Origin of the sequence: Streptomyces sp. NPDC058683, from assembly GCF_042716195.1 — a bacterium.
In the GTDB taxonomy this organism is placed as follows: Bacteria; Actinomycetota; Actinomycetes; order Streptomycetales; family Streptomycetaceae; genus Streptomyces.
This window is the reverse complement of the sequence record NZ_JBHXSK010000024.1, coordinates 57,960-77,844: the sequence shown is the minus strand read 5'-3', so window position 1 is coordinate 77,844 and position 19,885 is coordinate 57,960. Positions and strand designations below refer to the sequence as shown.

Sequence of the window (19,885 nt, the reverse complement as noted above, 5' to 3'; positions counted from 1 at the left end):
CCCGCCCAGCCACCCGCACCGCTAGTCCTCCGCGAGTTCCGCCACTCCCGTCACCCGGTGCAGGGGGTAGGTGCGTACTTCGTCGGCCGTGTGGTCGTACGCCGTGACGAAGCCGCCCTCGACGCGGATCGGGGCGATGACGCGCTGGCTGGCGGTGCCTTCGGCGTTGACGTAGCCGATCCACAGGGTGCCGCCGGTGAGGACGGCGGCCTGCATGGTGGCGAGGGTCTCGGCGGGGGTGGTGCGCGGGAGTTCGCCGCCCTGGACGGCGGTGCCGGCGGGCTTGCGCGGGGTGGTGGCGGCCAGGTCGCCGGCGCGGATCGCCCGGATCGCGGCGGTCAGGAGGGTGCCGTCCGGCGGCGGCGGGCCGTCCGGGACCGGCTCGGGGGCCGTGCGCGGCGGGGTGCGGTGGGCGTGGGCGCGGGTGATCAGGACGTCGCCCTCGGCGGACTCGGCGGCGGGCGCGTAGCCCATCGCGCGCAGGCCCTCCAGGAGGGTGGCCGGGTCGGCCTGGGTGGCGAGCACGGTCGGGGCCAGGCGGCGCAGGCGCAGGGCGGCGGCCCGCTTGTCGGCCATGATCTCGTTCAGGACGGTGTCGTCGTCGCAGCGGACGTACGCCGAGGCCGCCCCCACCCGCAGATGGCCGTGCTTGCGGGCCACGTCGTCGATCAGGTAGGCGAGCGGCTGCGGGACCGGTGTGCGGGAGTGGGTGCCGAGGAAGGCGTGCAGGTCGGTGGCGGTACGGCCGGCGTCCAAGGCGCGGCGGACCGAGGCGGGCGTGAAGCGGTAGACGGTGGCGCCGCCCTTGGACTCGACGTCGGCGAGTACGCCCAGGGCGTCGGCGAGCGGGCGTTGCAGCGGGCCGGGGGCGACCGCCGTCAGGTCGGCCTGGAGCAGGACGTGGTCGAGGGGCGCGGGCAGCAGCGGGGCCAGGAGACGGCCGGCGGCCGCGGCGGCGACGGCCTGCTCGGGCGGGGAGAGGGGTTCGAGGACGGCGGCGGGACGGTGGTGGTGCACGGGGAGCTTGTCGCCGGGCCCGGTGGCCTCCTGCCCCTTGTCCGCCGAGGGCTCCAGCGGTGGCGCCCCGAGGAGCGCCCTGCCGTGCGCCGACAGCGCCCCGCGTCCCGTCACGCCCAGCAGCTCGGCCTCCGACAGGGTCCAGCGGGCCAGGCGGCCGCGCAGGTCGTCGTCACGCTGCTGCGGGCCGCGCAGGGGGCGTTCCCAGCGCAGCCGGGCCAGTACCGAGGCGGCGGCCGGGGCGGTGCCCTCCGGGAGCCCCGCCAGCAGGGTCAGCACCCGGTGCCGTACCTCGGGGGCGGCCGAGCGGTCGAGGCCGGGGCCGAGCGCCGACAGCGCGCGGTCCTTGGCGTCCCGGCCGCCCACCAGCCCGGAGGCGCGGGTCGCCGTGAGCCAGGCCTGGGCGAGCTGGGCCCAGCGTTCGGCCGGGGGGCGGTCCACCCACTCGTCGTAGGCGGGGGTGGCCGCGTAGCGTTCGTCGGCCTCGCCGTCGGAGGCGAGCAGCCCGGCCGCGTACGCCAGCTCGACCCAGAAGGCCGCGACGGGCTCGGGCAGGTCCAGGGCCACGGCCGTCCGCTTGAGGTCCCGGACGCTGAGCCCGCCGGCCCGCAGCACGGTGGGCCCGCCCTCGTCCCAGTCCTTCAGCAGCTCCTCGACGGTGGCGAGCGCGGTGTACGCCTGCCCGGCCGCCGTCGCGTCCACAACCTGTGGACGGTGCGTCGCCGTCGGCTCGACCGCGGGCGGCACCGGCTCCGGCTCGCGGTGCGCCCGGCCCTCGCGCAGGTGCAGGGCGACCTCGCGGGGGAGGACGACCGTGCCCGGCCCGGTCGGCAGCAGCAGGCCGCGGTCCAGGAGCCAGCGCAGATGGGCGGCCGGTTCCGGGGTGACCTGGCCGTACGGCGGTCCCCAGACCAGCCGGGAGAGCACCTCGCGGGACTCGGCGGGCGCGGCGGCGAGCAGCTTCGCCATCTTCTTGCGGTGGCCGAACAGCCGGCCGAGCGCGTCCGCCGCGGACACCGGGTCATGGGTCGAGGGCAGCCCGGCGGTGGTGACGATCTCCTGGATCCGGCCCGGCGACATGCCCGAGGTGGCCTCCCGCACGGTCGGGCCCAGCCCGGTCGGCGAGGGGTACTGCGGAGACGGGGCGAGCACCTCGCGCGTGGTCCGCACCAGTCGCAGCCGGTCGTCGTCGCCCCACACCAGCGCCTGGTCGCGGAGCGTGCCGAGGGCGCGCGGCAGGGCGGCGGCGACCAGCGGGTCCCCGCCGTCGCCGGCCATCAGGCCCAGCAGTTCCCCGTACGACGCCGGGTCGCCGGCCACCGCGAGCGCCTCCGCGGTCTGCAGGGCGAAGCGGTCCAGGCGTTCCAGGGCGCGCAGCACCGAGGCGCGGGTGCCGGCCCGGGTGGCCAGCTGGGTGAGGTCGGTGGGGACGGGGGTGATGAGGTCGGGGCGGGCGCGCAGCAGTACGGCCAGGGACGCGTCGTCCTTGGCGCGAAGCGCCTCCGCGAGGGAACGCGGCGGGGTGGCCGGGTTGCTCATCCGACCCACGGTAGCGGGTGCGGGGCGGGGACCGGGATCACCTGTCCCACGGCCTCTTCTGTGTACAGGGCAGCGACCGGGCGAACGGAACGTTTCGTAGATGTCCCCCACATGAACTTCAGCGGGAGGATCGCGGCAGTTCCGGCGACACTCGCCGCGCACTCGTCACCCTGGGCTCCCTGGCCGCCGCGTGAAGTCAACTGTGCGACCGGTCACGGGGATTCGGGAGGATGCGGTCGTGCGAGTGTTCGACGCCGAGCTCGATTTCAACAACGTCGTCGCGATCGTCAGCGTCGCGATCCCGGTGCTGGCGTTCTTCTGGGAGTTCGTCGTCATCCGCCGCAAGCGGCTCGGCTACCGGCTCCAGATGGACACCCTGGCCACGGACACCGCGCACGCGCCGAGCGCCGACGTGCTGGCGCGGATGCGGGACGACGGCCACGAACTGGTGGAGCCGTCGTTCGTGCTGGTGCGGATCGAGAACGCCGGCTGGCGGGAGATCGTCCCCGGCGACTATCTGACCCCGCCCGACGACAAGACCGGTATCCGGGTGATGTTCCGGGACCGCCGGGTCGTCGGCATGGCGGTGACCGAACTCAGCCAGCCCACCCTCCGGCACTTCTTCGTCACCACCCGGGACGGCACCACCCAGGAGACCGACGGCTTCGGGAAGGACTGGGAGGACGGCACCGGTGTCATCCGGCTGCCCAAGGTGACGCTGAACCCCGGCGCCCACTACAAGGTCCTCGCGGTGCTGGAGCGCCGGGGCGGCAGCCCGCACGCGCCCTTCCCGCAGCCGGAGTTCCAGGCCGCGGTCACCGGGGGCATGGACCACTCCTTCGCCTGGCTGCGCTGGCTGGCCCGGCTCAAGCTGGCCCACACCGAGAGCCACACCTTTGCCTCCGGGGCGGCGCTGGCCGGCATGGCCCTGCTGGCGGCGGCGGTCGTGCTCCAGGCCAGCCTGACCCTGTTCTTCCCCGCCAGGCCCGCGCCGCTGGACTGCGTCGGCGGCACCCTGCATCTGACGGGCTCGACCGCCTTCGAGCCGGCGGTGACGGCGGCGGCCGAGGAGTACACCCGGCTGTGCTCGGCCAAGGGCGCCCACATCCCCGTCGACGGCGGGGTGTTCCGCGGCAGCGGGGCGGGGCTCACCACGCTGGAGAAGGCCGGCAGGGACGCCGGGATCTCCGGCAACGAGGGGCTCGGCGACCACATCGCCTTCACCGACGGCCCGGCCGGCAAGGGCCACCCCGAGGATCTGCCCCGGCCGGTGGTCTACTCCCTGTTCACCCTCGTCGTGAACAAGGACGCGCACGTCAGCAACCTCTCCCTCCAGCAGATCCGCGACATCTACGCCAGGAACATCACCAACTGGTCCGTGGTGGGCGGCGCCGACCTCTCCATCCACCTCGTCAACCGCTACTCCGACTCCGGCACCCGCAACGCCCTCGAAGAACGCGTCCTCGCGGGCAAGCCGGTGCCGGGCGCCGCGAACGGCGACTGCGCGTCCCTGGACCCGGCCAGGCCCGGCGTCTGCGAGGTCGACAGCACCGACACCATGCTGGACACCACGGCCGCGCAGCGCGGCGCCCTCGGCTACAGCGAGGCGGCCGGCGTCACCTCCGCCGACCTGGTCAAACTGAACATCGGCGACATGCCGCCCACCCTCGAAGGCGTCGAGCACGGCACGTACCCGTACTGGCAGACCGAGTACGCCTACACCTTCGGCGAACCGCCCGCCGGCTCCATCGCCGCGGCCTTCCTGCGCTACCTCACCGACCAGGGCGGCAAGGACATCCTCCGCGAGTACGGCAACCGCCCCTGCTCGGAGACGCGTTACCCGCTGGTGTGCCGGCCGACGTGAACCGTGACCTGCGCTACCGTCGTTGCGACGGGTTATTCAAGGCAGCGGCCCCGGAGGGGACTTCGTGGGTATCGAGAGTGATCAGGTCGTCTACGAGTATCTGAGCCGCGTCGGGGACATCGCGCACCAGCGCCAGTTGTCGTCGTCCGACCGTATGCGGCTGGTGTCGGGGCTGCGCAACGAGATCGACCGGCACCGGGCGAAGGCGACCGTCGACAGTCCCGCCGCCGTGCGGCGCATCCTGGACCGGCTGGGCTCGCCCGACGAGGTCGTCGAGGCGGCCGGGGGTACGACGGAGACCGCACCGCCGCCGGCCGCGGTTCCCGCCCAGCGGGAGACCGGGGCGCCCGCCGGGGGCGAGAACCTGCGCCGCGTCGTACCGCGTCCGCGGCCCGCCGAGCCGGAGGACGGTCCGATGCCGCCCGACTGGTGGCGGGTGGACAGCAGCCCGTTCGGGGACGGCGACAGCGTGCCGGGGTTCGTGGGCGGTGTGGAGATCCCGGAGCTGCTCAGGAAGCCGCGGCTGCGGAAGGAGGAGCCGGAGGCGGCGGCCGGGGAGCCGGAGGAGACCGCCGGGCCGGCCCCGAAGGCCGAGGCGGCCGAAGCCGTGCCGCCCGCTCGCCGCCGCTTCCGCGTCGTCCCCCGGCCCGCGACCGGCTGGAGCAACCCCCTGCTGCTGCTCGCCGCCGTCGCGCTGGTCGTGGGCGCGGTGCTCGGCAACTGGTTCGCGCTGCTCCTCGGCTGGCTCATCGCCTACGGCTCCCGACGGCTCGGCCCCACGGAGACCAAGCTGGCGGTGATGTGGGTACCGGGGCTCTCGGTCGCGGCGGGCGTGGTCTGGCTGTGGGGACGGAGCGCCGGCCGCTGGGGCGCCCCGATAGCCCAGGGCCACATGAGCGGTGCGGTGGGGGAGACCTGGCCATGGGTGGTGCGGGGGGCGGCGGTGGCGTCGGCGCTGTATCTGGTGTGGCGGTCGCAGAGAGCGCGGTAGGGGGGGCGCCGGGTCCGGTCGTCGGGCGGCTGCGGGTGCGTGGGGGCTTGCCGCGCAGTTCCCCGCGCCCCTTCAAGTGGGACCAGTGGACCCACGTTCTTGGGGGCGCGGGGCTGTGTCCGATATGCGGCTCCGCCGCGTGGGCGCGAACGGCCCCCACCGGCCGGCAGCCGCCCGACAACCTGACTCGACGCACCCCCCGGGCACAATGGCTCATATGACTTCTCGCGCCCTCACCGTCGGCTTCGACCTCGACATGACCCTCATCGACTCCCGGCCCGGGATCCACGCCTGCTACACGGCCCTGGCCGAGCGCACGGGGACCTACATCGACGCCGATCTGGCGATCACGCGGCTGGGGCCGCCGCTCGCCGACGAGTTGGTGCACTGGTTTCCGGCCGAGCGGATCGCGGAGATGAGCGATCTGTACCGGGCCATGTATCCGGAGATCGCGATCGCCGCGACGCCCGCCATGCCGGGCGCGCGGGAGGCGGTCGCGGCGGTGCAGGGCGAGGGGGGCAAGGCCGTCGTCGTCACCGCAAAGTACGAGCCCAATGCGAAGCTGCATCTCAGCCACCTCGGCATAGTCCCCGACGCGGTGGTCGGTGACCTGTGGGCCGAGCAGAAGGCCGTCGCGCTGCGCGAGCACGGCGCGGGCGTGTACGTCGGCGACCACGTCGGCGACGTGCGCGGGGCACGTACCGCCGGAGCGCTGTCCGTCGCCGTGGCCACCGGGCCGTGCGACGCGGACGAACTGCTCGCGGCGGGCGCCGACGTGGTTCTCGGGGACCTCACCGAACTCCCGGCCTGGCTGTCGGCCTACCGCGAGGACGCCTCCCGGGCCTGACGGCGCCCCGCCGCGATCGACTGGAGCACTCCGGCGCCGGCGACCAGGAAGCCGACGCCCATGAGCATGCTCAGCAGGTACATGTAGGTCGGAAAAGGCTTCGCACCGAGGAACAGCGGTATCACGGTGACGAGAGTGGCCACCGTACCGATGAAGAAGAGCACGGCACCGGCGCGGATCAGTCGGTCACCGGGCCCGGCGGAATTCGCTTGGGTTTTGTCACGCACTCGACCAGGGTAGTTCCCTGCCCGAAGGAACAACCGGGCGACGTCTTGTCACGCGCCCGAAGACCATTAGCCTTGGTACCGGCGGGTCATGGTCGACCCGCCCGAGTGCTATCAAGGCCCGTTCCAGAGCTGTTGCATTCAGAAGTTTCCCGAGCAGTTTCCGACGAGATACGAGGACGAGGACAGACGTGCCTACCGGCAAGGTCAAGTGGTTCAACAGTGAGAAGGGCTTCGGCTTTCTCTCCCGTGACGACGGCGGTGACGTCTTCGTCCATTCCTCGGTTCTCCCCGACGGGGTCGACGTTCTGAAGCCCGGACAGCGCGTGGAGTTCGGCGTCGTCGCCGGTCAACGCGGTGACCAGGCACTGTCGGTGGTTCTGCTCGACCCCACCCCGTCGGTCGCCGCCGCCCAGCGCAAGAAGCCGGACGAGCTGGCCTCGATCGTGCAGGACCTGACGACCCTGCTCGAAAACATCACGCCGATGCTGGAGCGCGGCCGTTACCCCGACAAGGCGGCCGGCGCGAAGATCGCCGGGCTGCTGCGCGCGGTCGCGGACCAGCTTGACGTGTAAGCGTGTAAGAGACAGGCAAGTCGCGTAAGCGTGCAAGTTCCGTAAGTGTTTTTACGGGAAATCGAGTGCGTGCGGACCGAGGGGCGGTACGAGTCCCTCGGCCGCTGCCCGGGTGAGCAGTCCGCGTACCGCCGCGTAGCCGTCCTCGCCGAGTTCCGAGGTGAACTCGTTGACGTAGAGCCCGATGTGCTGGTCGGCGACGGCCGGGTCCATCTCCTGGGCGTGCGCCATGACGTACGGCCGGGAGGCCTCGGGGTCGTCCCAGGCCGCGTGGACGGACGTGCGGATCGACTCGGCGAGGCGCGTGAGCGTCTCCGCGCCCAGCGACCGCTTGGCGATGATCGCGCCGAGCGGGATGGGCAGGCCCGTCGTGTTCTCCCAGTGCTCGCCCATGTCGGCGAGCTTGTGCAGCCCGTAGTTCTGGTAGGTGAAGCGCGCCTCGTGGATCACCAGCCCGGCGTCGACCTTCCCGTCCCGTACGGCCGGCATGATCTCGTGGAAGGGCATGACCACGATCTCGCCGACGCCGCCGGGGAGCGTGTCCGCCGCCCAGAGGCGGAACAGCAGGTACGCCGTCGACTTCTCGCTCGGTACGGCGACCGTACGGCCGGTGAGGTCCGTGCCGGCCTCCCGCGTCAGCACCAGCGGCCCGCAGCCCCGGCCCAGCGCGCCCCCGCAGGGCAGCAGCGCGTACTCGTCGAGGACGTACGGCAGCACGGCGTACGACACCTTCAGCGCGTCGGACTCGCCGCGCTCGGCCATGCCGTTGGTGATGTCGATGTCCGCGAAGGTCACGTCGAGGGCGGGTGCGCCCGGGACGCGGTCGTGGGCGAGGGCGTCGAAGACGAAGGTGTCGTTCGGGCAGGGCGAGTACGCGATGCGCAACGAGTCAGCGGTGGTCATGTGGGTTCCAACTCTCCAGAACGGGCGCGAGCTTCCCGAAGGCCCCGGTCAGGGCGGCCAGGGCGTCCGCGATGCGCCAGGCGGCGCGGTCGCGGGGGCCGACGGGGTTGGAGACCGCGCGCATCTCCAGCACGGGCACGCCGTGCGCGGCGGCCGCCTCGGCCACGCCGAAGCCCTCCATGGCCTCGGCCAGGGCGTGCGGGTGCCGGGCGCGCAGTTCGGCCGCGCGGGCGGCCGAGCCGGTCACGGTGGACACGGTGAGTACCGCTCCGGGGCGTGCTCCGGTCGCCTCGGCGGTGGCTCGTACGAGTGGATCCGGCGGACGGTGGCTGACGGTCCCGAATCCCAGTTCGGTCACCGGCGCGAACCCGTCGGCCGTCTCGGCACCCAGGTCCGCCGCGATGATCTCGTCGGCGACGACCAGGGAGCCGACGGGGGCCTGCGGCTGGAAACCGCCGGCGATCCCGGCGGAGACGACCAGGGCGTAGGGCCGGCCGTCGAGGGCGGCGGCGGTGAGGGCGGTCGCGGTGCCCGCGGCGGCCCGGGCGGGGCCGACTCCGGCGGCCAGCAGGTCGTACCCCGCGCGTCCGGCGCGCGTGCGGTGCAGCAGGGCCGAGCCGGGCAGCCGTACCTCGGTCGTCCCGTCCGCGAACGCATCTGCCACCGCGTCCCGTTCGGCGGGGACCGCGGTGGCCACGAGGATGCGTACGGCGGACGTGGTCAGGCGTCCTTCTTGAGCTTGAAGGACCACAGGCCCAGCACCGACTTGTCGCCCTCCTTGATGGAGACGAGGGTCGAGTTGCCGGAGGCGCCGTACTGGGCGTTGAAGAACACGCTGCCCGGGATGGTGCGGTAGGTCTTGGTGCTGGACTCGGTGAGCGCCTGACCGTTCATCAGGATCGTCCAGCCGTTGTCCGCGATCTTCGGGTCGACGCCGAAGCGGACGGTGTCGTCCGGGTCCACCTTGATGGACTTGATCCCGGTGTCCTTGAGGCAGTTCGCGAGGGAGGCCGTGTCGAGGGCCTTGCCGTCGTTGTAACAGGTGGCCTCGGAGTTGACCGAGCTCGTGCCGACGGTGATCGTGGCGATGGGCGACGGCTTGTCACAGGCCGACAGGACGAGCAGTCCGGCGGAAACGGCGCCGGCGGCGGCGACGACGCGGCGGCGTCGCGAGCGGGATTGCAGCGTGGTCATGGCCGAAGGCTATCGGGAGCTCCCGGCCCTCCCCCCAAGCGGGGTGCGGCGTGCCCGGTTCGTTACGCCAGGTGCGTTTCTCAGGCCACCCTCTGCCGCGGGCGGGTGCCGTGCCGGGCCGTGCTGAGCAGGCCGCGCAGGGTGGCCAGCCAGCCGGCCGCGACGATCACGGCGGCCACCACCAGGCCCAAGGTGCCGTTCAGCGGCATCACGATGCCCACCGCGCCGCCGAACACCCAGGCCATCTGGAGCAGCGTCTCCGAGCGCGCGAACGCCGAGGTGCGCACCTGCTCCGGCACGTCCCGCTGGATCAGCGCGTCCAGGCACAGCTTGGCCAGCGCCTGCGCGAACCCGGCCACCGCGGCCAGCACGGCCACCAGGAAGGCGCCGAAGAACAGGGCCGCGACGATCGCCGTCCCCAGCACCACGGCGACCACCGTCACGATGATGATCTCCGGTGTCCGGGTGCGCAGCCAGGCCCCCACCGCCGTACCGAGCGCGTTGCCCGCGCCCGCGGCGACCCCCACTATCCCCAGCGACACCGCCGCGCTCTCGCCGGTCAGCGGGTGCTCGCGGAGCAGGAACGCCAGGAAGAAGATCAGGAAGCCGGAGAGGCAGCGCAGGGTCGCGTTCGCGCCGAGCGCGTGCGTGACGGCGGGCCCCACCGTTCGCAGCCCCGGCCGCTTCGCCCCTTTGCGGAGCGGGCCGTGCAGATGGTCCTCGTCGGCGGCGAGCAGGGCCACGTCCTCGCCCTTGGCCGAGTCGACCTTCGAGGGGAGGGTGAAGGAGAGAATCGTCCCGGCAACGAAGATCACGAAGGCGCCGTAGAGCGGCCAGGGGTCGCCGACGGCGTGCAGCCCGGCCCCGATCGGGGCGGCCACACCGGTGGCGAGCAGCCCGGCGAGGGTGACGCGTGAATTGGCCTTCACGAGGGAGAACCGGGGCGGCAGCAGCCGGGGCACGACGGCACTGCGCACCACGCCGTACGCCTTCGACGCGACCAGCACCCCGAGCGCGGCCGGATACAGCTCCAGGCTGCCGCTGGCCACCGCCCCCGAGATGATCAGCGCGAGCAGCGCCCGGGCGAGCATCGCGCCGGCCATCGCGGCGCGGCGGCCGTGCGGAAGACGGTCCAGGAGGGGACCGATGACCGGGGCGAGAACGGTGAAGGGCGCCATGGTGATGGCCAGATAGAGCGCCACCCGCCCCCGGGCCTCGTCGGTCGGCACGGAGAAGAACACGGTGGAGGCCAGGGCGATGGTGATCATGACATCGCCCGCGCCGTTGACCGCGTGCAGCTCGATCAGCTTGCCCAGGCCGGACTCGCCGGCGCCGTGCGCGTGTGTGGCCTTGCGGATGCCCCGGGCGGTACCGGTCACCGGGAGGTGCAGGGCACGCCCGACGGAGCGGACGGCACCGCGCACCCGGCCCGCACCGCTGCCGACCCCGACGGTGTGTTGGGGGGACTTCGCGGTTGCCACGTCGTTCATAGTGCCCTGAGACGACAGTTCCTAGTGCACTTTGTGACCAAGCGAGTCGGAGGGGACCGCAGCGCCCCGCAGGGGCGCGGGGCTGAATCGATATGCGGCTCCGCCGCGTGGGCGCGACCAGCCCCCACCCACCCGCACCGGCCCACAACCCCGCCCGGCACCCCCCGCTGTCGGCCCCCCGTCGCCGCGCAGGCATCGCGGCGGACTGTCCCCCACTACCGGCGACGGGGTAGCGTGCCTATCTCAGCCATAAAGCACAATGGATGGCAGAGGTGCGCCCGAGCGCGATCGGACGCGGACGTCGATGCGGCCCACAGGTCCGCTCCGTTCGCCCCACCGCCGGAGGCAGCCGCACTCGTGAGACGGCGTAGGAGAGAAGCGATACCTGTGAGCGCAGCGACAACGCGAAGCCGCACCCCCGACCGCCTGTGCGCCGAGGCGGTCGACCTCGCCCGGACCGCCGCCGAGGAGGCCGCCGCACCCGGAGTGGTGGGCGAGCACGCCGGAGCGGTGGCGGAGGGCGACCGCGTCGTCACGCACTACTTCGAGTGCAAGGAACTCGGGTACCGCGGCTGGCGCTGGGCGGTGACGGTGGCCCGCGCCTCCCGCGCCAAGGTCGTCACGCTGGACGAGGTCGTCCTCCTGCCGGGCTCCGACGCCCTCCTCGCCCCCGAATGGGTGCCCTGGAGCGAGCGGCTGCGCCCCGGCGACATGGGCCCCGGCGACCTGCTCCCCACCGAGGCCGAGGATCTCCGTCTGGAGCCCGGCTACACCGGCGAGGACGGGCCGGAGCCGAACTCCCCGGTCTCGGCGGAGATGGAGGAGCTGGCGGAGGCGGAGGACGCCGAGGTCACCGCGGGCACGCCCGCGCATCTGCCCACCGTCCCCTCGCGGGGCACGATCGCGTCGGTCGCCGAGGAACTGGGCATGCGCCGCGCCCGCGTCCTGTCCCGCTACGGCCTGCACATCGCCGCCGACCGCTGGGAGGAGTCGTTCGGCGCCAAGACCCCGATGGCCCAGGCGGCCCCCGCGACGTGCGTCAGCTGCGGCTTCCTCACCCCCATCGGGGGCTCCCTGGGCCAGGCCTTCGGCGTCTGCGCCAACGAGTTCTCCCCGGCCGACGGCCGGGTCGTCTCCTTCTCCTACGGCTGCGGCGGCCACTCGGAGGCCGCGGTGATGCCGAAGCCGCCGGTGGTGGCACCCCCGGTGATCGACGAGACCCGTGTCGATCCCTTCCCGCTCCGCCCCGCCTCCGACTCCGGCTCGGTACCGGCGACGGAGGACGAGACGTCTGCGGAGCTGGGTCACTCGTAGCGGGCAGCCCGGCCGTCCGCCTGCGGGCCGGAGCGGACGGAGGTTCCGCGGGGGCGTGGAACGGCGGGGTGGCGGGAGCCGGTCCGCGAGCCGGTGGACCGGCAGAGCGGCCGGCCGTCCAGGCTCTCGGGGCGCTGCGCAACGGCGAACTGAGCCCGGGCGAACTGCGCGAGGGGGCACTCCAGTTGGCCTTCTGTATCGGGTGCGGGAACGCGGCCGACGTGGACCGGGGTATCCAGGACCCCATCGCCGACCACGAGAAGGAACGCGCCCGGCCGTAGACGCGGCAGCCGGGACTTGCCCCTGACCCATGGGTCAGGGCTTAGCGTCCGGACATGAACGCGACGCATCGCCTCGTGCGCCTGGTCCGCCGCCCCGCCGGATTGCCGACCGCGGACGACTTCACCCTGGCGCGGGTCCCCGTCCCCCGTCCCGAGGACGGCCGGGTACTCGTCCGCAACACCCGTTTCCTGGTGTTCCCAGGCCTGCGCACCCTCATCGGAGGCGAGACCCGCGACGTCCCGCTGCCGCCGCTGTGCCCCGGTGACACCTTGTTCGGCCCCGCGGTCGGCGAGGTGGTCGACGGGCCGCTGGAGAAGGGCCGGCTGGTGCTGCACCTCCAGGGCTGGCGGGAGTACGCGACACCCGCCGCTGCCGAGTGCAGGCCGCTGGAGGGCACGCTGCCCGACCCGGTGGCCCACCTCGCGCAGGGCTCCGCGGCGTACGGCGCGCTGACCCGGCTGACCGGGGTCCGGGAGGGCGACACCGTGTTCGTGACCGGCGCCGCCGGTGCCGTGGGCACCCTGGCGGGCCAGATCGCCCGGCTGCTGGGTGCCGCCCGGGTGGTCGGCAGCACCGGCTCACCGGACAAGGCTCGGAGGCTGGAGCGGGAACTCGGCTACGACGCCACCGTGCTGCGCGGAGCGGGACCGATCGGCGGACAGCTCGCCGAGGCGGCGCCGGACGGCATCGACGTCGTCCTGGACACCGTGGGCGGCGAACAGCTGACGGCTGCCGTCCACGCGGCGAACCGGGGTGCCCGGTTCGCCCTGGTGGGCGCACTGGACGGGCAGCTGTCCCCGGACCGAGCGGGCGGGAGCGCGCCGGCCGTGCTCGACACCTTCCGGCTGCTGAACAGGGGCATCACGATCGCCGGCTACCACGGCACGGACCACCCGGATGTCGAGGCGGAGTGGGAGGCCCGCTTCGGGGACTGGCTGCGGACGGGCGAGATCCAGTTCCCCTACACCCCGTTCCGTGGAATCGAGCGCGCTCCGGAGGCGTTGCCGGAACTGATTGCGGGCCGCTCCTTCGGGGCGGCCGTCGTGGAACTGTAGGACGGGGGAGCACATGCGGATCGGCGAGGCAGCGGCGGCAGCCGGCACCACACCGCGCGCTCTGCGCCTGTACGAGGCCCGTGGCCTGCTCCCGCCCCCGCCACGCACTCCGTCCGGCCAACGTGACTACAGCGCTGCCGAGGTGGCCCGCGTCCGGGTGATCCGCGACCTGCTGGCTCTGGGCCTCACCCTGGAGGACCTCCGCCGCCGAGCCCACCGCCTGGACCTCCTCGCCCGGACCCCGCCCGCATCCTGTGGCAGCCCCCCAGGCGAGTTCAGCGACGTCGTGGCCGATCGCCTGGCCACCCTGGACGCGCAGATCGCACGCCTCACGTACGTACGGCGGAACCTCGCCGCAGCCGCAGGCGGGCCGTGGGATGCCCCGGGGCCGCCGACCCCTCCCAGCGGCAGCGTTCCCGCGCCCGAACCCGAGCGCTGATCTCCGAACGGCCGGGCTGACGCCCGCGGTTCCCGGCCTCGGAGGCTGAAACCCGAACCAAGAGGGCGTTTTCCTCCGTGGTGCGGTGCCGGCTCCACGTCCGGACCGAGCGACGGCGCGCGGCTGCGGGTGTGCCACCCCGTGGTTGGATCGGTCCATCGAGCAGATCCGCGTGCAGTGCGCCGAGGGGAGCCACTCATGGACCTCACCTCGCTCAACGGCGACCTGGAGAGGAACTCCGGGCAGCCTCTCCACATCCAGCTGTACCGGCGGCTCCGCGAAGCGATCCTCGACGGCCGGCTCAAGCCCGGGACCCGTCTGCCGGCCTCGCGTGCGCTCCAGGAACAGCTCGGCGTCGCCCGCAACACGGTGCTCAACGCCTACACGCAGCTGTACGCCGAGGGCTACATCGAGGGACGGCAGGGCTCGGGCACGTATGTCGCCCGGGTGCTGCCGGAGGACCTGATGACGCCGCGGGCGCGGCGGTCCGCCCGCACGAGCGCGCCCGCGCCCGCGAAGCCCCGGCTCCTGTCGCGCCGGGGGCAACTCCAGTTACAGCTGTGGCGGGGGCGGATCCCTGCACAGGGCCGACGAGGTGCTGTGGTCGGTCGTCGTCACGTACGCCTCCGAAGGGCGGCCCCTGCCGCCAGCAGGAGTGCGCCGGCCGCTGCCGTGAGGGCGACCAGAAGGGCGCCCTCGGTGCCGTAGGGCTCGGCGAGGACGCCGGAGACGGCCTGGCCGGCGGCCGTGCCCAAGGGACCCCCGGCGCACAGTACGGTCATCGCGGTCGCGGCCCGTTCCGCCGGGGCGAGCCGTTCGGTGAGGGCGTAGAGCGTGATCATGTACGGCGCCACGGTGACGCTAGCCACCGGCACGGCGGCGGGCAGGGGCAGCACGCGGGCGCCCGCGAACAGCAGCAGCATGCCGACGAAGAGGGCAGCGGCGAACGTGACGTACCGCGCCCGCAGGGAGAACCGTCGCGGCAGCCAGGCGCAGGCCGCGCCGGCCACGGCGCTGCCGATGCCGAACTCGGCGTACACGAGTCCGGCGGCGCCCGTCTCGCCGATCGTGTCGGCGTACACGGTGACCGCCGTCTGCACCGCGCCGAAGACCGCCCCCATGGCCGCCATCGCCAGGAACAGCACGGCCAGCGGGCGGTACGGCAGGGGGCGCTCGCCCGCACCCGCGGCAGCGCGTGCGGGGGTGCCGTCGGCGTAGCGGAGGGCGAAGGGCAGCGTGGCCGCCGTGAGCAGGAGCATGGCCGTCGTGGCCGGGGCGTGGGGGGTGACCGTCGCCAGTACGCCGACCAGCGCCGGGCCGGCCACGAAGCTCAGTTCGTCGGCGGCCGCCTCGTAGGAGAGGGCCGCGGGGAGGAGGCGGTGCTCGCCGCGCCGGTGGATCAGACGTGACCAGTGCACGCGGACGAGCGGGCCGACCTGGGGCTGGGTCAGGCCGACGAGACCGGCGGCCGCGAGCATGCCGGCCCGGGTGCCGTGGCTCGCGGCCAACAGGCCCGCCCACGCGGCGATGTTGGCGAGCGCGGCGAGGACGCCGACGCGTCGGTGGCCGTGCCGGTCGGCCAGGGTCCCGAGAAGGGGGCCGCCCATGGCGGTCGCGATGCTCTGGGTGGCGCTCGCGAGACCGGCGAAGGCGTAACTGTGGGTCGAGGACTGCAGCAGGACGAGGGTGGCGAGGGCCGCGGAGGCGTACGGCAGGCGGGCCAGGAATCCCAGCGGGAAGAAGCCCACGCCCGCGACGCGCAGCAGGGAGCGGTACGGCACTGATGTCTCCATCGGGCATGTCGAGGAGACGCGTCACCCAGCCACCAACGCGCCGACGAACCCGATTCTGCCGTCAAGGTACGGCAGGGGGATCCGGGCGGCCATCGGGCCGGGGACCGGGCGGGCGCCTGTCGGCTGATCGGGTCGGGTGGGCGGGTGGGGGGACCCCCGGCGCGCGGTACCTTCGTCCTCTCGTCGACGAGGAGAGAAAACGTGAGCAAGTTCGTGCGGCCGGCCGCTGAGGGCGCCGACCCCTTCGGCACCGACCGCCTGCGCCGCGGTGTCCTCGACGCCTGGGCCACCAGCCCCGCCCGGTTCCGTGAGGACGCCAACGCCGAGGAGGACCTGGTCCTCGGCGGCTACCGGGACCGGCTCGTCGTGGAACTCGCCCAGAACGCCGCCGACGCGGCCGCCCGCGCCGGTGTCCCCGGCCGGTTCCGGCTCACCCTCCGCGACGGCGTCCTGTTCGCCGCCAACACCGGCGCCCCGCTGGACGCGGCCGGCGTCGAGTCCCTCTCCACCCTGCGCGCCTCCGCGAAGCGGGAGGAGACCGAGAGTGCCGTCGGGCGGTTCGGGGTCGGCTTCGCCGCCGTGCTGGCGGTGACGGACGAGCCCGCGGTGGTCGGTCGCCACGGTGGCGTGCGGTGGTCGCTCGCCGAGGCCCGGGAACTGGCCGAGGAGACCGCCCGGCAGAGCGGCGGGCTGGGCGACGAGATCCGTCGCCGGGACGGCCATGTGCCGCTGCTCCGGCTCCCGTTCGCCGCCGAGGGCACCGCCCCGGACCCGTACGACACGGTCGTGATCCTGCCGCTGAGGGACACCGCGGCCACCGATCTCGCCGAGCGTCTCCTCGCCGCCGTCGACGACGCCCTCCTGCTCGCCCTGCCAGGGCTGGAAGAGGTCGTGGTCGAGACCGGCGACACCGTGCGCACCCTGCGCCGCGGCACCGACGGCGAGCTCACCGTCGTAGCCGACTCCCAGGAGGGCACGACCCGCTGGCGTACCGTCTCCGCGCACGGCCCGCTCACCCCGGAGCTGCTCGCCGGCCGGCCGGTGGAGGAGCGGCTGCGCCCGCACTGGTCGCTGACCTGGGCCGTGCCCACGGACGGCGCGGGTGCCCCGGACCGCCCGCGCACCGCCGCCGTGCTGCACGCCCCCACCCCCAGCGACGAGCCCCTCGGCGTCCCCGCCCTGCTCATCGCGTCCTTCCCCCTCGACACCACCCGCCGGCACGCCGCCCCCGGCCCGCTCACCGACTTCCTGGTGCAGCGCGCGGCCGACGCGTACGCCGAACTCCTCGCCGGCTGGCGGCCGGTGGGGGAGGGGATCATCCATCTGGTGCCCGGCCCGCTCGGCAAGGGCGAGCTGGACGGCGCGCTGCGCCAGGCGATCCTGGAGCGGCTGCCGCGCACCGCGTTCCTGCCGCCCGCCGTCGAGGCCGGCGACGACAGCGAGCTTCCCGAGGCGCTGCGGCCGCGGGACGCCGAGATCGTGGAGGGGGCGGGCGCGGACACGGTCCGGGTCCTCGCCGAGGTGCTCCCCACGCTCCTGCCCGCCGGTCTCGAACGCCGCGTGGAACTGCGGACGCTGTCCGTCAGCCGCCTCCCGCTCGCCGACGCCGTCGACCGCCTGGCCGGCCTGGAGAAGGACCCGGACTGGTGGTGGCGGCTCTACGACAGCCTCGCGGGCGTCGACCCGGAGCGGCTGTCGGGCCTGCCGGTGCCGCTCGCCGACGGCCGTACGACGATCGGCCCCCGCCAGATCCTGCTGCCCACCGCGGACGCGGCCATCGACCCCGAGGTCCTGGCCCGGCTCGGCCTCAAGGTCGCCCACCAGGACGCCGCCCACCCCCTCCTGGAGAAGCTCGGCGCCCTGCCCGCGACCCCGCGCGCGGTCCTCACCACCCCGCAGGTACGGGCCGCCGTGGCCGCCTCCCTGGACGACGAGGGAAGCGTGAACTGGGAGGAGGACACCCCGGACGCCGAGGAGCTGGCGGACACGGTCCTCGCCCTGGTCCGGGACGCCGGCCTGGAACCCGGCGACGAGCCCTGGCTGGGCGCCCTCGCCCTGCCCGACGAGGACGGCGAACCGGCCCCCGCCGGTGAACTCGTCCTCCCCGGCAGCCCGTTCGCCCGGGTGATCAGGGAAGGCGAACTCGCCGCCGTGGCCGCCGACCTGGCGGAGAAGTGGGGCGAGCAGCCGCTGGCCGCCTGCGGGGTGCTCGCGAACTTCGCCCTCGTCCGCGCCACCGACGTCGTCCTGGACCCGGACGAACTGGAGCCCCGCGAAGGGGACTTCGCCGAACCGGACGATGCCGGCCTCCTCGACGCCGTCGACGTCTGGTGCGAGGACATCCTCGACCGCTTCCCGGACACGCCCGTGCCCCCGGTCGCCACCGAGCTGATCGCCGTCCGCGACCTCGACCTCGTCGACGAGGACCACTGGCCCGAGGCGCTCGCGCTGCTCGCCCAGCCGCCGCTGCGGGACGCCCTCACCCAACCGGTCCGCATCCTGCTGCCGGACGGCACCCACGAGGTCGTACGGCCGTACACGGCATGGTGGCTGCGCGGCAATCCGGTCCTCGACGGCCGCCGCCCGGCGGGTCTGCTGGCCGCCGGCGGCGACCCCCTCCTCCGCGGCCTCTACGAGGAGGCCGACGCGACCGGCTTCGAGGACGAGCAGGTGCTGCGGGCGCTGGGGGTACGGACCTCGGTCGCCGCCCTCCTCGACGAGCCGGGCGGCGCCGCCGAACTCCTGGACCGCCTCGCCGACCCGGACCGCTCCGTCACCGGCGCCCAACTGCACGCCCTCTACGGCGCGCTGGCGGACCTGGACCCCGAGCAGGTGACCCTCCCCGACGAGCTGCGGACGGTGATCGACGGCCGGGTGGAGGTGGTGGACGCGGCGGACGCGGTGGTCGTCGACTCCCCGGACCTGCTGCCGTTCACGGCCGGCGTCCCGCTGCTCCCGGTACGGCCCGCCCGCGCCGCCGAACTGGCCGAACTGTTCCAGGTGCGGCGGCTGAGCGAGTCGGTGACGGGGTCGGTCGACTCGGAGGGCACCGAACACGACGTCCCCGAGCCGGTGCACGTCCTGCTCGGGCCGCGCACCCCGGAGACCTACGTCGAACACGAGGAGCTGCTGGTCGACGGCGTCGAGATCGACTGGCGGCTCACCGGGGACGGCGTCCTGCACGCCGCCACCCTGGAGGGCGTCGCCGCCGGACTCGCCTGGGCGGCCGGCCAGTGGCCGCGCCGCTTCGAGGTGGCCGCCCTGCTGGAGGACCCGTCCCGCACGGAGGAACTGGCCCGGGACCGCTGGTTCGACTGAGGACCCGGGGGTGGTTCGACCGGGAACCTGGTCGGTGGTGACACCGGGAACCCGGGCCGCCGGTTCGGCCGGGCTTCACAGATTGGGCACAACTTGTCCGGCACGTACAACCGTTCCCCTGACCGCGAAGTCTGATCACACGAGTCAGTAAGACTCCTTGATCGAAATGGGCTCCGGCGGCCGGACGGGCCGTGGGGACGACGGCCGTCGGCGCCCTCTCAACGTGGGGAACACATGCGTATACGAGCCATCGGGGCCTCGGTCACGGGCGCCCTGGCCCTCTGTGCCCTCGCCGTGCCGGCCGCCCAGGCGGACGGGGGATACGGGGACACCGCGATCACCAAGGTCGTCGTCGACGGCGACAACAAGGTGGTCGTGGGCACGTCCGGCGCGGTGACCGTCAAGGTCAGCGTCACCGCCAAGGACGACTCCGGCATCGCGGACGCCGCGTACATCTCGCTGGAGGGCCCGGACTACGGCTACTACGGCGGCTCCAAGCCGACGTGCAAGGCGGTCGACTCCACCACCTCGACGTGCACCAGCTCCGTGAAGATCGACCCGAAGGTCGACTTCCTCAGCAACGCCAACGCCGGCACCTGGTACGTCAGCACGTGGATCGACGCCAACGACGACGACTTCATCACGGCGGACAAGGCGGGGTCCTTCAAGTTCCAGCGCGCCGCCAAGCTGACCGCCAACGCCACGCCGGAGCCGGTGAAGAAGGGCAAGACCCTCACGGTGACCGGCAGCCTGACCCGTGCCAACTGGGAGTCCCTCAAGTACTCGGCCTACGGCAGCCAGTCGGTGAAGCTGCAGTTCCGCAAGAAGAGCTCCAGCGCCTACACCACGGTGAAGTCGATCAAGGCCACCTCGAAGGGCGCCCTGAAGACGACGACCAAGGCGACGGTGGACGGCTACTACCGCTTCTCCTTCGCGGGCAACGGGACCACCGGCGCGGTCAGCTCCACGGGCGACTTCGTCGACGTCAAGTAGGTCTGCTGCGCGGGGTGAAGGAGAAACGCCTTCGCCCCGCAACCACC

The 19,885-nt window shown here is 73.7% G+C and carries 18 protein-coding genes; 11 read left to right on the top strand and 7 right to left on the bottom strand.

The features are described 5' to 3' along the window. Nucleotides 1-21 precede the first annotated feature (21 nt). Entirely contained in the window at nt 22-2,556 is a 2,535-nt protein-coding gene (locus tag ACFWXC_RS26330) for a helicase-associated domain-containing protein (protein WP_384482521.1), read from the bottom strand. 238 nt (nt 2,557-2,794) lie between these two features. Here ACFWXC_RS26330 and ACFWXC_RS26325 point away from each other — a divergent pair, with 238 nt between their 5' ends. The 3 genes from ACFWXC_RS26325 (at nt 2,795) to ACFWXC_RS26315 (ending at nt 6,258) form a co-directional block, all read left to right on the top strand. Continuing rightward, on the top strand, nt 2,795-4,420 hold the full coding sequence (locus ACFWXC_RS26325) for a PstS family phosphate ABC transporter substrate-binding protein (RefSeq protein ID WP_384482519.1): 1,626 nt from the start codon (nt 2,795-2,797) through the stop codon (nt 4,418-4,420). A gap of 64 nt (nt 4,421-4,484) precedes the next feature. After that, nucleotides 4,485-5,411 carry a hypothetical protein gene (locus ACFWXC_RS26320; protein WP_384482517.1) on the top strand — a complete coding sequence of 309 codons (927 nt, stop codon included), beginning with the start codon at nt 4,485-4,487 and terminating at the stop codon, nt 5,409-5,411. 208 nt (nt 5,412-5,619) lie between these two features. After that, nucleotides 5,620-6,258, top strand: a complete 639-nt coding sequence (locus tag ACFWXC_RS26315; protein ID WP_384482515.1) for an HAD family hydrolase — start codon at nt 5,620-5,622, stop codon at nt 6,256-6,258. Here the strand turns inward: ACFWXC_RS26315 and ACFWXC_RS26310 are convergent. Beyond that, the gene (locus tag ACFWXC_RS26310) at nt 6,231-6,485 is read right to left on the bottom strand and encodes a hypothetical protein (protein WP_351711398.1); all 255 of its coding nucleotides are present in this window, start codon (nt 6,483-6,485) and stop codon (nt 6,231-6,233) included. The two genes, ACFWXC_RS26315 and ACFWXC_RS26310, sit on opposite strands and share 28 nt — an antisense overlap. Nucleotides 6,486-6,673: 188 nt before the next feature. Here ACFWXC_RS26310 and ACFWXC_RS26305 point away from each other — a divergent pair, with 188 nt between their 5' ends. Next, the gene (locus ACFWXC_RS26305) at nt 6,674-7,057 is read left to right on the top strand and encodes a cold-shock protein (protein ID WP_351711400.1); all 384 of its coding nucleotides are present in this window, start codon (nt 6,674-6,676) and stop codon (nt 7,055-7,057) included. A gap of 51 nt (nt 7,058-7,108) precedes the next feature. On the opposite strand, the gene ACFWXC_RS26300 is transcribed toward ACFWXC_RS26305, so the two are convergent. The 4 genes from ACFWXC_RS26300 to ACFWXC_RS26285 all read right to left on the bottom strand — a co-directional run bounded on the left by ACFWXC_RS26300 (nt 7,109) and on the right by ACFWXC_RS26285 (nt 10,635). Next, the gene (locus tag ACFWXC_RS26300) at nt 7,109-7,960 is read right to left on the bottom strand and encodes a 1,4-dihydroxy-6-naphthoate synthase (RefSeq protein WP_384482513.1); all 852 of its coding nucleotides are present in this window, start codon (nt 7,958-7,960) and stop codon (nt 7,109-7,111) included. After that, a complete protein-coding gene (locus tag ACFWXC_RS26295) occupies nt 7,947-8,711 on the bottom strand; it encodes a futalosine hydrolase (protein WP_384482511.1) in 765 nt (254 codons plus the stop codon). The genes ACFWXC_RS26300 and ACFWXC_RS26295 overlap by 14 nt, the downstream gene beginning before the upstream one ends. Continuing rightward, on the bottom strand, nt 8,681-9,154 hold the full coding sequence (locus ACFWXC_RS26290; RefSeq protein ID WP_384482509.1) for a DUF2771 domain-containing protein: 474 nt from the start codon (nt 9,152-9,154) through the stop codon (nt 8,681-8,683). The genes ACFWXC_RS26295 and ACFWXC_RS26290 overlap by 31 nt, the downstream gene beginning before the upstream one ends. 80 nt (nt 9,155-9,234) lie before the next feature. Then, nucleotides 9,235-10,635 carry an MFS transporter gene (locus tag ACFWXC_RS26285; protein WP_384482507.1) on the bottom strand — a complete coding sequence of 467 codons (1,401 nt, stop codon included), beginning with the start codon at nt 10,633-10,635 and terminating at the stop codon, nt 9,235-9,237. A 396-nt stretch (nt 10,636-11,031) separates the two neighbouring features. On the opposite strand from ACFWXC_RS26285, the gene ACFWXC_RS26280 reads away from it, so the two are divergent. From ACFWXC_RS26280 to ACFWXC_RS26260, 5 genes are all read left to right on the top strand, one after another. Continuing rightward, complete coding sequence (locus tag ACFWXC_RS26280) at nt 11,032-11,958, top strand: DUF3027 domain-containing protein (protein WP_384482505.1); 927 nt, start codon at nt 11,032-11,034, stop codon at nt 11,956-11,958. Nucleotides 11,959-12,026: 68 nt separating this feature from the next. Further along, nucleotides 12,027-12,239, top strand: coding sequence for a hypothetical protein (locus ACFWXC_RS26275; protein ID WP_384482503.1), 213 nt, complete (start codon nt 12,027-12,029; stop codon nt 12,237-12,239). Nucleotides 12,240-12,293: 54 nt separating this feature from the next. Further along, nucleotides 12,294-13,295: an MDR family NADP-dependent oxidoreductase gene (locus tag ACFWXC_RS26270; protein WP_384482501.1), complete on the top strand. Its 1,002-nt coding sequence runs from the start codon at nt 12,294-12,296 to the stop codon at nt 13,293-13,295. A 13-nt stretch (nt 13,296-13,308) separates the two neighbouring features. Then, complete coding sequence (locus tag ACFWXC_RS26265; RefSeq protein ID WP_384482499.1) at nt 13,309-13,734, top strand: MerR family transcriptional regulator; 426 nt, start codon at nt 13,309-13,311, stop codon at nt 13,732-13,734. A gap of 198 nt (nt 13,735-13,932) precedes the next feature. Then, the gene (locus tag ACFWXC_RS26260; protein WP_384482498.1) at nt 13,933-14,442 is read left to right on the top strand and encodes a GntR family transcriptional regulator; all 510 of its coding nucleotides are present in this window, start codon (nt 13,933-13,935) and stop codon (nt 14,440-14,442) included. Here the strand turns inward: ACFWXC_RS26260 and ACFWXC_RS26255 are convergent. Beyond that, complete coding sequence (locus tag ACFWXC_RS26255) at nt 14,349-15,527, bottom strand: MFS transporter (protein WP_384482496.1); 1,179 nt, start codon at nt 15,525-15,527, stop codon at nt 14,349-14,351. The genes ACFWXC_RS26260 and ACFWXC_RS26255 overlap by 94 nt on opposite strands. 201 nt (nt 15,528-15,728) lie before the next feature. On the opposite strand from ACFWXC_RS26255, the gene ACFWXC_RS26250 reads away from it, so the two are divergent. Beyond that, nucleotides 15,729-18,845 carry a sacsin N-terminal ATP-binding-like domain-containing protein gene (locus tag ACFWXC_RS26250; protein WP_384482494.1) on the top strand — a complete coding sequence of 1,039 codons (3,117 nt, stop codon included), beginning with the start codon at nt 15,729-15,731 and terminating at the stop codon, nt 18,843-18,845. 234 nt (nt 18,846-19,079) lie between these two features. Further along, a complete protein-coding gene (locus ACFWXC_RS26245; protein ID WP_384482492.1) occupies nt 19,080-19,838 on the top strand; it encodes a calcium-binding protein in 759 nt (252 codons plus the stop codon). Nucleotides 19,839-19,885 lie beyond the last annotated feature (47 nt).

What these genes read in the sequence shown, in the direction of transcription:
- ACFWXC_RS26330 (WP_384482521.1), bottom strand. Translation starts at nt 2,556, where the DNA reads ATGAGCAACCCGGCCACCCCGCCGCGTTCCCTCGCGGAGGCGCTTCGC.
- ACFWXC_RS26315 (WP_384482515.1), top strand. Translation starts at nt 5,620, where the DNA reads ATGGCTCATATGACTTCTCGCGCCCTCACCGTCGGCTTCGACCTCGAC.
- ACFWXC_RS26300 (WP_384482513.1), bottom strand. Translation starts at nt 7,960, where the DNA reads ATGACCACCGCTGACTCGTTGCGCATCGCGTACTCGCCCTGCCCGAAC.
- ACFWXC_RS26290 (WP_384482509.1), bottom strand. Translation starts at nt 9,154, where the DNA reads ATGACCACGCTGCAATCCCGCTCGCGACGCCGCCGCGTCGTCGCCGCC.
- ACFWXC_RS26270 (WP_384482501.1), top strand. Translation starts at nt 12,294, where the DNA reads ATGAACGCGACGCATCGCCTCGTGCGCCTGGTCCGCCGCCCCGCCGGA.
- ACFWXC_RS26265 (WP_384482499.1), top strand. Translation starts at nt 13,309, where the DNA reads ATGCGGATCGGCGAGGCAGCGGCGGCAGCCGGCACCACACCGCGCGCT.
- ACFWXC_RS26260 (WP_384482498.1), top strand. Translation starts at nt 13,933, where the DNA reads ATGGACCTCACCTCGCTCAACGGCGACCTGGAGAGGAACTCCGGGCAG.
- ACFWXC_RS26255 (WP_384482496.1), bottom strand. Translation starts at nt 15,527, where the DNA reads ATGGAGACATCAGTGCCGTACCGCTCCCTGCTGCGCGTCGCGGGCGTG.
- ACFWXC_RS26245 (WP_384482492.1), top strand. Translation starts at nt 19,080, where the DNA reads ATGCGTATACGAGCCATCGGGGCCTCGGTCACGGGCGCCCTGGCCCTC.